This window comes from Niveispirillum sp. FG156, assembly GCF_057809555.1.
The window spans coordinates 1-11,389 of the sequence record NZ_JBMDKE010000030.1 but is presented as its reverse complement, the minus strand read 5'-3'; the positions used below and the strand labels follow the sequence as shown (position 1 = coordinate 11,389).

The 11,389-nt window shown below is 62.6% G+C and carries 11 protein-coding genes, 1 pseudogene and 1 riboswitch; of the genes and pseudogenes, 4 read left to right on the top strand and 8 right to left on the bottom strand.

The window, feature by feature from the left end:
• Window positions 1-8 precede the first annotated feature (8 nt).
• Window positions 9-138: riboswitch (TPP riboswitch) on the bottom strand.
• A 171-nt stretch (window positions 139-309) separates the two neighbouring features.
• The 5 genes from ACODSP_RS18785 to hflK form a co-directional block, all read right to left on the bottom strand.
• Window positions 310-1,854: a DegQ family serine endoprotease gene (locus ACODSP_RS18785; protein ID WP_488967082.1), complete on the bottom strand. Its 1,545-nt coding sequence runs from the start codon at window positions 1,852-1,854 to the stop codon at window positions 310-312.
• A 321-nt stretch (window positions 1,855-2,175) separates the two neighbouring features.
• Window positions 2,176-2,361, bottom strand: a complete 186-nt coding sequence (locus tag ACODSP_RS18780; RefSeq protein WP_488967081.1) for a DUF2065 domain-containing protein — start codon at window positions 2,359-2,361, stop codon at window positions 2,176-2,178.
• 27 nt (window positions 2,362-2,388) lie between these two features.
• On the bottom strand, window positions 2,389-3,081 hold the full coding sequence (locus tag ACODSP_RS18775) for a DUF3800 domain-containing protein (RefSeq protein ID WP_488967080.1): 693 nt from the start codon (window positions 3,079-3,081) through the stop codon (window positions 2,389-2,391).
• Window positions 3,082-3,282: 201 nt separating this feature from the next.
• Complete coding sequence (gene hflC, locus ACODSP_RS18770) at window positions 3,283-4,158, bottom strand: protease modulator HflC (protein WP_488967079.1); 876 nt, start codon at window positions 4,156-4,158, stop codon at window positions 3,283-3,285.
• Window positions 4,159-4,170: 12 nt separating this feature from the next.
• The gene (gene hflK / locus ACODSP_RS18765; RefSeq protein WP_488967078.1) at window positions 4,171-5,340 is read right to left on the bottom strand and encodes an FtsH protease activity modulator HflK; all 1,170 of its coding nucleotides are present in this window, start codon (window positions 5,338-5,340) and stop codon (window positions 4,171-4,173) included.
• A gap of 175 nt (window positions 5,341-5,515) precedes the next feature.
• Here hflK and apbC point away from each other — a divergent pair, with 175 nt between their 5' ends.
• The 4 genes from apbC to ACODSP_RS18745 all read left to right on the top strand — a co-directional run bounded on the left by apbC (window position 5,516) and on the right by ACODSP_RS18745 (window position 8,786).
• On the top strand, window positions 5,516-6,685 hold the full coding sequence (gene apbC / locus ACODSP_RS18760) for an iron-sulfur cluster carrier protein ApbC (RefSeq protein ID WP_488967077.1): 1,170 nt from the start codon (window positions 5,516-5,518) through the stop codon (window positions 6,683-6,685).
• 325 nt (window positions 6,686-7,010) lie between these two features.
• Window positions 7,011-7,568, top strand: coding sequence for a hypothetical protein (locus tag ACODSP_RS18755; protein WP_488967076.1), 558 nt, complete (start codon window positions 7,011-7,013; stop codon window positions 7,566-7,568).
• 628 nt (window positions 7,569-8,196) lie between these two features.
• A complete protein-coding gene (locus tag ACODSP_RS18750; protein WP_488967075.1) occupies window positions 8,197-8,454 on the top strand; it encodes an AbrB/MazE/SpoVT family DNA-binding domain-containing protein in 258 nt (85 codons plus the stop codon).
• Window positions 8,454-8,786, top strand: a complete 333-nt coding sequence (locus ACODSP_RS18745; RefSeq protein ID WP_488967074.1) for a type II toxin-antitoxin system PemK/MazF family toxin — start codon at window positions 8,454-8,456, stop codon at window positions 8,784-8,786. The genes ACODSP_RS18750 and ACODSP_RS18745 overlap by 1 nt, the downstream gene beginning before the upstream one ends.
• Window positions 8,787-8,789: 3 nt before the next feature.
• Here ACODSP_RS18745 and ACODSP_RS18740 read toward each other — a convergent pair.
• From ACODSP_RS18740 to ACODSP_RS18730, 3 genes and pseudogenes are all read right to left on the bottom strand, one after another.
• Window positions 8,790-9,218: pseudogene (locus tag ACODSP_RS18740) on the bottom strand (DUF29 domain-containing protein).
• An 86-nt stretch (window positions 9,219-9,304) separates the two neighbouring features.
• On the bottom strand, window positions 9,305-10,468 hold the full coding sequence (locus tag ACODSP_RS18735) for a cystathionine gamma-synthase (protein ID WP_488967073.1): 1,164 nt from the start codon (window positions 10,466-10,468) through the stop codon (window positions 9,305-9,307).
• Window positions 10,469-10,505: 37 nt separating this feature from the next.
• Window positions 10,506-11,129, bottom strand: coding sequence for a CatA-like O-acetyltransferase (locus ACODSP_RS18730; RefSeq protein WP_488967072.1), 624 nt, complete (start codon window positions 11,127-11,129; stop codon window positions 10,506-10,508).
• Window positions 11,130-11,389: the final 260 nt, after the last annotated feature.

The window sequence follows — 11,389 nt, the reverse complement described above, 5'->3', positions numbered from 1 at the left end:
GGCAAACGGGGCCCCTATGCTTCCATCCCTACGCCGGTACGACCCGGATCAGGTTCGAAGGGTTCCCGCGCCGGTGCCGCCATCCTGGCGGTCCATGCGGTGTCTCAGCCCCTTGCCGGGGTTCCCCTTGGACGGGAGGGAAGGTGCGGGATGATGGGGTTGGGTGTCAAGGGCGGGTGTTCCATCAGCGGAACCGATGAAACACCCACACGCTAAGACGCCGTAGGTCAGGTCAAGCCGCAGGCGCGCCCTGACAGCAAAAGCTTTCAATCCTTATCTGTCAGGGCGGGGCTTACGCCCCGACCTGACCTACTGCCCGCCTTCCAGCGACAGGGCCAGGAAGGTCTGTTCGCCGCGGCGTTCGACCAGCAGCAGCACGGCCTTCTGGCCAGCGGTCTTGGCCTTGGCCACGCGGTCCTGCACCTCGGCGGGGGTGGTTACCGGCTGCTGGCTAACTTCCAGCACCACGTCGCCGGGGCGCAGCTGGCGCGACTGCGGCGGGGCGTTGGGGTTCACCTTGGTGATGACCACGCCCTTGGTCCCCTCGGCCAACTCAAACTGCTTGCGCAGTTCCGGCGTGATGGAGGAGACGGTGAGGCCCAGCGCATCCACCTGCTGCTGAACGGCACCATTGCCGGGGGGCTGTTCCTCCGCCGCACCTTCTTCCTCGGCGGCGGTGGGTTCCTCGGGGAACTCGGCCAGGGCAACGGTCACATTCACCGGCGTGCCCTTGCGGGAAATGCCGACATTGACCTTGGTGCCCACCGGCGTGCCGGCCACCATGCGCGGCAGGGTGCGGTTATTGGCCACTTCCTTGCCGTCAAAGGTCAGGATGACGTCGCCCGGCTTCAACCCGGCGGCGGCGGCGGGGCTGCCCTCCGTCACGGTGCCGACCAGGGCGCCCTTGTGATGGGCCAGACCCATGCTTTCGGCGATTTCCGGGGTCACCGACTGGATCTGCACACCCAGCCAGCCACGGCGCACCTTGCCGGCCTTGCGGATTTCCTCAATCACGGTCCGGGCCATGCTGGACGGGATGGCAAAGCCGATACCGACCGACCCGCCCGTGCGGCTGTAGATGGCCGAATTGATGCCGACCACGTCGCCGGCCAGATTGACCAGCGGACCGCCGGAATTGCCCTGGTTGATGGCGGCGTCGGTCTGGATGAAATCGTCAAAGCGACCGGCGCCGATATCGCGGGCGCGGGCCGACACGATGCCGGCGGTGACGGTACCACCCAGGCCGAACGGATTGCCGATGGCCACCACCCAGTCACCAACCTTCAGCACATCGCTGTCGCCCCATTTCAGGGCCGTCAGCTTCTGCTTGGTCTCAACCTTCAGCAGGGCCAGATCGGTCTCCTTGTCGGTGCCGATCAGCTTGGCCTTCAGTTCAGTCTGGTCGGCATCCTGGAAGATGACGGTGATCTCGTCGGCACCCTCAATCACGTGGTTGTTGGTGACGATGTAACCCGAGGCGTCGATGATGAAGCCCGACCCCAGCGACTGTGCCTTGCGCGGTGCCCCTTGCTGGCCCTGCTGCTGGCGTTCCAGGAAGTCGCGGAAGAATTCTTCCATGGGCGAGCCGGGGGGAAAGTCGGGCAGGGGCACCGCACCGCGGCCACCCTGCTTGTTCTGGATCGTCTGGCTGGTCGAGATATTGACCACCGACGGCAGTGTCTTTTCGGCCAGCGGCGCGAAACTGTCGGGCGCGCCGCGCTGGGCCAGGGCCGGCGGGGTGAAGATCAGGGCGGCGGTCACCGCCAGCAACGACAAGAGGCCGGCCACGCGGCCTTCCCGGACGGCGGCCCCGGCAGTGGCGCGGGCGGAACGGGAACGGAAGGCGTCGATCACGTCAATCTCCAGGGGCCGGTCATCCGCGCCCACACCCCGGGGCACGCATCGGCACGCCGGCCCGAAAGGGGCGCACCGACAGCCAACGAATATAGCGTGAAAGACCGCCTTGCGAAGCATTCCTTCGTAACAGGCGGATGGTAGGGGGTGCGAAAAGCGGCACCAAGGGGCCTTGGAACGGGTTTGTGCCGCAGAATGCCGTAGGTCAGGTCGAGCGCGATGCGCGAGCCCTGACAGAACAGGCCTTCGATCCTTCGCTGTCAGGGCGAGGCTTCAGCCTCGACCTGACCTACGGGCACAAACCCAACCGCTTGGCCTTAATTATCCCCGGATCGCTGCCAAGGCCACGACACCCAGGATGGCGGCACCCAGGCCGATCCGGCGCAGCAGGACGGGTTCCATGCCGGTAATGCGCTGGGCCATGTCCCGCATGGAATTGGGCGCAACGGCATAGAGCAGCCCCTCGATCACAAAGACCAGGGCCAGTGCGGTCAGAAAATCGGTCAAGACTGTACCCTCAATTCAGGCAGAAGACTATTCCATGACATAAAGTCCATGTTGGACACCGCCCTCTGAATCGAAGCAGTCCTTGATGACATCGTAGAATGTGGAATCGCCATATTCATGATATCTGAAAATAGCATAGGCGACCAAATCAGCCAGCTGCACTAAACGTGATGCTTTGGAATCAAGAAACACCGGGACTTCCGCATAGTTTCGGGTAGCCCCCCATTTATGACCACCATACTTAAATTCTCTTGCTAGGGTCTGAATTCGTCGTTCCGTAGAGGACTTGTCAAACAACATGATACCGCGTTGCGTATCATTGTGCTTGTTGTGACGGCGCATCAGAAATAGGTCGAACCTGCTGGCAAGTTGCTCAAACGCATGTTCAACAGGATCTTCACCGCTCAAGGCCTGCTTACGGACCACCGCAGCGAACAGACGGACGCCACCAGGATGGTGATCGACCACACCCAGCTTGAGTGCATCACGGATCGCATTGAGCCGATCCTCAAGTCGGAAGGCCTTCCAGCCCTCACGCCCTGATCGCATTGGCGAGCCATGTAACTCAATGTCATAAGGATTCTCAGTAGAGAATCTGGATGCCACTTCGTTCAGCTTCTGCTCAACCCAATGGGTTTTCCGCTCAAATACAGCGACACCCGTAAGGACGAAATGTGTTTGCTGCGCATCAGTGACAGAACCAGACTCATCGACATACAATAAATGCATCCGGTGTGGCCCTTGGAAAAAATTAGGCCGCCCAAAGGCGGCCTAATTCAATAAGGTAGCCAGGATGGATAGACTCCAACGCGCCGCATATTGGTCAGCGCTTCCCAGCTAATGGTGAATATAGGCGCGCAACCTCTTTCCAACAAGCTGAAAAGGCGTGAAGTCGTTGCCTCACGCCCTCACCAGATCACATCACCGCCTGGTCACGCCGCCCGTGCTGTTGAAGTAGCGGAAGAACTCGCTGTCCGGTGACAGGACCATCTGCGTGTTATCGCCCTTCATGGAAGCCTTATAGGCGTCCAGCGAACGGTAGAAGGAATAGAAATCCGGGTTCTTGTTCGCGGATTCGGCCAGGATGCGGATGGCCTGGTTGTCGCCCTCACCGCGCAGGACCTGGCTGTCGCGCTGGGCTTCGGCCAGGATGACGGTGCGTTCGCGTTCGGCCCGGCTGCGGATCTGCTGGGCCTGTTCGTTACCCTGGGCGCGGGCCTCGCGGGCTTCACGCTCACGTTCCGACCGCATACGCTCATACACGGCCTGCGAGGTAGCTTCCGGCAGGTCGGCGCGGCGGATGCGGACATCCACGATCTCCACACCGAACTGGGCGGCTTCCTGGTTCACCTGTGCCTTGATGTCCGTCATCACCTTGGCGCGTTCCTTGGACAGAACGGCCAGCAGGGTGGAATTACCCAGCACGCGGCGCAGGGCGGAATTGACGGTGGCGGCCAGACGCTGCTCCGCCACATTCTCATTGCCGACCGAGGTATAGAACTTCAGCGGCTCGGTAATGCGGTAGCGGGCGAACGCGTCCACTTGCAGGCGCTTCTGGTCGGCCAGAATCACCTGTTCGACGGGCGGATCGACATCCATAACGCGGGAATCGATCAGAACCACATTCTGCACGAACGGTATCTTGGCATGCAGGCCCGGCTCCTGAATGGTGCGCTTCCATTCACCCAATTGCAGAACCAGGGCCTGCTGCGTCTGGTTCACGGTGAACAGGGAGGCCGAGGCCAGGATGGCCGATGCGGCGGCGACAATGCCGAGAGCGACAAGTTTGGTGCTCATGGTCCGTCCCCCTTACTGGCGCGGTGCGGCCGATGCGGCCGGCGTCTGTTGGCGGATCTGGTTCGTCAACTCGTTCAGCGGCAGGAACGGCACGACACCACTGCCCTTGCCCTGATCGATGATGATCTTGTTGGTGCCGCTCAGCACCTCCTGCATCGTTTCCAGATACATGCGCCGCGCCGTGATTTCCGGCGCCTGGGTATAGGCGGACAGAACCTGCGCAAACCGCTGCGCATCACCCTGCGCCAGGCTGACCACCTGTTCACGATAGGCAGACGCCTGCTGGATCAGCTGTTCGGCCTCACCACGGGCGCGGGGGATGATGTCGTTACGGTAAGCCTCAGCCTCGTTGCGCAGACGCTCGCGGTCCTGGCGGGCGCGCTGCACATCGTTGAAGGCATCGACCACGGGGGCCGGTGGGTCCACCTTCTGCAACTGCACCTGCGTGATCTCGATACCGGACTGATATTCATCCAGCATGGTCTGCAACAGGGCCTTGGTCTGCTGTTCGATATCCTGGCGAGCCTCGGTCAGGGCGGGCTGGATATCGGTGCGGCCGATCACCTCGCGCATGGCGCTTTCGGCGGCCATCTTAACGGTGTTGGCCGGGTCGCGGATCTTGAACAGGTAATTGCCGGCATCCTTGATCACCCACAGGACCGTGAAGTCGATGTCGATGATATTTTCGTCGCCCGTCAGCATCAGGCTTTCGTCAAGAATGTCGCCGCCGCCGGGACGCCGGCTGTCGGTGCCGGAGCGGTAGCCAACCTCCAGCCGGTTGACCAGCGTCACCTTCGGCGTGTCCACCATCTCGATGGGGGACGGCAGGTGATAACGCAGGCCCGGCTGTTCGGTGCGGACATATTCACCGAATCGGCGAACCACGCCCTGCTCGTCCGGCTGCACGCGGTAGATGCCCGACAGGCCCCACAGTAAACCCAGCGCGACCAGCCCGAGCGCGATGCCCTTGCCGCCGCCCAGGCCGCCGGGCGTCAGGTTCTTGAACCGCTCCTGCCCCTTGCGCAGCAGTTCCTCCAGGTCGGGGCCGCCGGGCGGTTGCCCGCCGCCGCCACCGCCGGGCGGACGGCCCCACGGATTGTTACCGCCGCCATTGCCGCCACCACCCGGGGGAGAACCCCAGGGGCCACCGCCATTGCCGCCACCTTGATTGTTCCAGGGCATATTGCCGACCCTTTGGTGATTGGACCCACGTAACTGCCAAACCGACAGGCCTGCCCCCAGGGACAGGACGCTTTCTCTCTGTGATACGCCACCCTATATATCGCGGCGCACCGGAGACAAGGCCCTTGGGCCATCGGTCACCGCAGATATTGGGAAAAGAACGGGGTTTTCAACCATGGCCGTGGTCAGCGAGGAACAGGTTCTGAAGGCACTCGGCACCGTGAAGGACCCCGACCGGGGTGCGGACATCGTGTCACTGGGCATGATTTCCGGCCTGACGGTGAAGGGCGGCAATGTTGCCTTCGCGCTGGAGGTGGACCCAAGCCGCGGGGCGGCATTGGAACCCTTGCGTCAGGCGGCGGAAAAGGCCGTGGACGCCCTGCCCGGCGTTACCTCCGTCACCGCCATGCTGACGGCCCATCGCGCCCCGCCCAAGCTGGGGGGCGGCCACGATCATAAAGGCCATGACCATAAGGGTCATGATCACAAAGGCCACAGCCATGGCCCCGCCCCCGCTGCCGCCCCACCGCCCAAGCCCGCCAAGATCGGCGTGCCTGGCGTGCGCGCCATCATCGCGGTGGCGTCGGGCAAGGGCGGGGTCGGCAAATCCACGACCTCGGTCAATCTGGCGCTGGGCATGGCGGCCAATGGGTTGCGCGTCGGGCTGCTGGATGCCGATATCTATGGCCCGTCCCTGCCCCGCATGATGGGCCTGTCGGGCAAGCCGGAAACAGTGGATGGCAAGGTGCTGCGCCCCCTGGTCCGCCATGGGGTGAAGGTCATGTCCATGGGCTTCCTGGTGGCCGAAGAAACCCCGATGATCTGGCGCGGCCCCATGGTGATGGGCGCCATTCAGCAGATGCTGCGCGATGTCGCCTGGGGCGAACTGGACGTCCTAGTAGTGGACATGCCGCCAGGTACGGGCGACGCGCAGCTGTCCTTGTCGCAGAATGTGCCGCTGGCCGGCGCCGTCATCGTCTCCACACCCCAGGACATTGCCCTGCTGGATGCGCGCAAGGGGCTGAACATGTTCCGCCGCGTCGATGTGCCCGTCCTGGGCATCGTGGAGAACATGTCCTATTTCTGCTGTCCCAATTGCGGCCACCGCAGCGATATTTTCAGCCATGGCGGTGCCAGGGCGGAAGCCGACAAGCTGGGGATCGATTTCCTGGGCGAGGTGCCGCTGGATATCGCCATCCGCGAAACCAGCGACGGCGGCGACCCCATCGTTGTCTCCCAGCCCGACAGCGAGCATGCCAAGGTCTACCGTTCCATCGCTGCCCGTGTCTGGGACAAGATCAGCATCGGCAGCGGGCGGGCCGCACCCCGTATCGTCATAGATTGAGACTGAAATCAGGGATATGCTTCTGGGGTTGCCAAGCCGGCAACCCCACTGCGGTGACGCAACCATGGCCAACCCGCCCAAGCGTTTTGCCCCGCCCCTAACGCGAAATGGCCAGATACCCGGCACCTTGCCGGTCGCGCCCACGGTGCAGCCACGCGCTAAGCAGGCCACACCCCCACCCCCGCCCACCCGGTTTGGCGCCGCCGTTGCGCCCGTCCGGGTCGGTCAGGCCAAATCGGCAGGCGCCGCTGCTGGCCTGAACAGGGCAGCCCCGCCGCCTTCCGCCCCCCACTTCCCGCCTGCCCCCGGACAAACCATTCAGCGAATGGGCCTGCTTCGGGGCGTTTACAACGGTGTCAGCGCGGGCCTCGGCTGGGTGGGGAACCGTATCGGCGACTACATGTTCGGCGATCTCGGTCGGGCGGCGGCTGAAGGTATGGCGGAAGGGGCCGAATCTCTGGACGAGTATCTCTACAGCCGGGAAGGCGATTATCATAACCATGGAGCGCCCCGGTACGCACAGGAACTGCGCAATTGGGACGTTTTGAGGGCGGACGCGGGCGAAGATCCGATTATCTGCTATCAGGATGATCCGCAGTTGTTCACCCGGCGGGTCAAATCAGGCAACCGCTTCATCTGGGTGGCGACCATTGACGGTCGTCTCGTGGTCGGCAACATGGCCGGCGGTCTGGTGCACGCCCTTCTTGCCCGCGGCGTGAATGTCCATGGCGCCGGTGAAGGTCAGTTGCGCAGCGGCACCACGGTCGTTCTGGATTTCGAAAGCGGTCATTATCAACCCAAAAGCGGGTGGCGCCCCTCAATGAACGCCTGGAGCAGCGCCGGCTTCTTCGCCGTGGTCGACCGCAACGCGCGCAATCACTAAAACGAACGTTCGTGGAAATTCAGTTGCGCGGACAGCCCGCAAAAAGACGGATTGCTGCACTGCGTATCGTGCAATGGATTTTTCCTTTCCGTCCAGGCCGGCATTTGGTACATAAACTTCGTACTCCGCTGGAGGACGGACAGGATGTATCAAGACGAACCGATCCGAGTTGCATATGCGTTTCGCGATGGCGCCCACTCTTTCCGGGCTGCCGACCCTCGCACGGGCGACATTCAGGTTGCACACGGCCTACCCGAAGTCGCCTATGAGGAAGTAACGCGCACGCTAAGCGAACGGGTCGCTGATCGTCTGGGTGCATACGCACAGGCCCGGCCCCAGCTGGCGTTCAAGGAATTCTGGACGTGGCTGCAGATGAACCCTATCGCCGCCATGCCGAACACCCCTTGCCATGTCGAGTTCGCTTGGGAAGTCCGACCCTGAACCCGGTATGGTGAGTCGCCATGTAGGCGGTATGTGTATGGATTGCTGAACAACTGGCGCCCGGCCCCAATCCGGGCGCCATTTTTTTGTTCTGCTCCACCCCGGCCTTGCACATGGCCGTGTGGGTTCGCTTGCCGACCCCCAGCGCTTCCAGTTATACTAAAATATAACCTGCTGGAGCGACGTGATGCATTCAACAAGCCTGCGCAAGGTGGGGGGGTCCGTGATGCTGGCGGTGCCGCCGGCCCTGCTGGATATGCTGCATTTGTCGGCGGGGGCACGGGTCGGACTGGCTGTGGATAATGGCCGGCTGGTGGTCGAACCACAGACCCGTCCACGTTACACCCTGGATGAACTGCTGGCGCAATGTGACGAGGGTGCTGCCGCCGACACGGGCGAGCGGGAATGGCTGGATGCCGCACCTGTCGGGGAAGAACTGCCCTGATGGAACGGGGCGATATCTTCCTGGTTTCACTGGACCCAACCGCCGGGCATGAACAACAGGGGACGCGACCGGTCCTGATCATCTCCCCTGGCGCCTTCAACCGTCTGACCCGAACGCCGATTGTCCTGCCCATCACCAATGGCGGAAACTTCACCCGCATCGCGGGGTTCGCCGTATCGCTGGCCGGTGCCGGAACGCGGACCACGGGCATTATCCGCTGTGATCAACCGCGCGCCCTGGATATCGGTGCCAGACATGGGAAAAAGCTGGAAAGCGTGCCACCGGAGGTGATGGATGAGGTGCTGGCGCGTTTGGCCACCCTGATCGGGTGAGTATCACTCCGGCCAGAACCCGTCATCGACCATCTGGTCATAGGTGAAGGGGCAAGTGGCGGGAAAAATGGATTCGGGCAGGCCGACATCACGCTCGACCCAAAGCGTTGCGATCTCATAAGCATGATCAATTATATCGGACATGACAGCGGTCAGAGACGGGCTTTCGTCCAGAAAATTCCTGAATTTCAGACGGAGAAGAGTGATTTCAAGCGCCTTAGAATGCCCCCGATTTTCCGGCAGGTGCTGCCATTCTAATAAAGAAGCCACCAGAGGCTTCAACAACTCAGTCAGCAGCCGCTTTTCGCCTCGCGCCAGAGTTTCAAGCTATTCGACAATATTGTTAACATCTGCCTCAAGCCACCGATTTTTCTTCAGCAAGGCTGCCTGCTGGTTGGCCCAGGCGTAGAAATCCTTCTCATAGAGGCTCATGACACCCTCCCTGGCGACATCCCAGATTTGGGCAATCACCGGCGGCGGGGCAAGCGGAAATCCGCCCGCCCCGCCTTTATCCCCGTTTACCGCAACGCCTGTTCCAGATCGGCCAGCAGGTCGTTCACATCCTCCACCCCCACCGACAGGCGGACCAGACCGTCATCAATGCCAATGGCGGCGCGCTGTTCGGCTGGGATGCTGGCATGGGTCATGATGGCCGGATGTTCGATCAGGCTTTCCACCCCGCCCAGGCTTTCGGCCAAGCTGAACAGCTCCGTCCGCTCCAGCATGCGGCGCGCGGGTTCCAGCCCACCTTTCAGGTGGATGGTCACCATGCCGCCGCCGGCCCGCATCTGCCGCCGGGCCAGATCATGCTGGGCATGGCTGGGCAGGAACGGGTAGCGCACCTTGGCCACCGACGGATGCTTTTCCAGCCATTCGGCGATAATGCCGGCATTCTGGCAATGGCGCTCCATGCGCAGCGCCAGGGTCTTCAGGCTGCGCATCACCAGGAAACTGTCGAACGGCCCCTGGATGGCGCCCACGGCATTGTGCAGGAAGGCCATGCGGTCGGCGATCTCACCGGCTTCGCGCACCACGGCCACGCCGCCCACCATGTCGGAATGGCCGTTCAGGTACTTGGTGGCCGAGTGGACGACAATGTCGAAACCCTGCTCCAGCGGTCGCTGTATCCACGGGCTGGCAAAGGTATTGTCGGCCACGGAAATCAGGTTATGCGTCTTGGCCAGTTGCGCCAGCGCCTCCAGATCCGCCAGCTTCAGCAGCGGGTTGGTCGGCGTCTCCACCCAGATCATACGGGTTTCCGGGCGGATGGCGGCCTTCACCGCGTCCAGGTCGGACAGGTCGACCGTGGTCACCGACAGGTTGGCGGTACGCGACCGCACACGGTGCAGCAGGCGATAGGTGCCGCCATAAAGATCATCCGACGCGATGACATGCGCGCCGGCATCCAACAGTTCCAGGATGGTGGCTTCCGCCGCCAGACCGGAGGCAAAGGCGTAGCCGCGATATCCTGATTCCAGATCGGCGATGCAGGCCTCGTACGCCATGCGCGTCGGGTTCTGGCTGCGGGCATATTCATAGCCCTTATGAACGCCGGGGCTTTCCTGCACAAACGTGCTGGTGGCATAGATCGGCACCATGATGGCGCCGGTCGTGGGGTCGGGCTGCTGGCCGGCATGGATGGCGCGGGTCGCGAATCCCTGGCGGTTGGGGCGGTCCTTCATGCTGAACATCCTCTATTGTAAGCGCCCAACCTCGTGTTTATCGGGTCGGGTCGTTGACGGCCTCGGCCAGCACTTCCTCCAGCCGGGCGATGAACTGGGCGATATGCAACCCGTCGATCAGGCCGTGATGGGCCTGCACCGCGACGGGAAAATCCACGCGGCCATGGCTGTGGCCGAACTTGCCGATGGCGATATTGGGGATGGAGCAATCGCCAAACCGGGCCATCGGATGCTGGATCGACGTGAAGCGCAGCCAGGGCAGGCAGGTGGTGAAGATGTAATCCCGGCTGGTCAGCGGCGTCAGCCGCAACTCCACGGCATTGCGGGCAATCTCCCGGTCGGCCAGATAGGCCGTCAGGAACGCCTGAAAGTCCGGCGTATACGGAATGGTGGAGAAGTTCAGGTTCTGATCCCGCCCGATCACCGTATAGGACATGGTCAGGTTCTTCACCTCACTGACCCGCTTTTCCAGCAGGCGCAGGCGCATATGCGGGATATCCATGCTGGCCCGCCCGATGGCGTGCAGCACGCGGGCAAAGGGCGGGACGCCCGCCTGCTTGGCCGGCGTTACAAAATCCGGGCAGTCGGCCACCGCCGCGATATTCACGGCGGGCTGGTCATAGCGGTCGAACAAGGCAATCTGGCGGCTGCGGTCGATCAATTCAGTGCTCCCATGACGGGTTCCCGACCCGATCCGGGGCACTTAGTTTACGGGGTGCAAGGCACCCGCCGGCTCCGCCAGAGCGTGTTTTGGATAACCGTGATGGGGTTTCCGGTCAAGCCGTAGCACAGATGAGCGAAGCGTAATCCGCGGAACCCCCGGTAAGCCTGCGGATTGCGCTTCGCTAGGCTGTTGAGATTTACTGGAGCTTGAGAAAATCTGCCTCCCCGGCGAAGGCCGGGGCCCAGGGGTCACAGGCT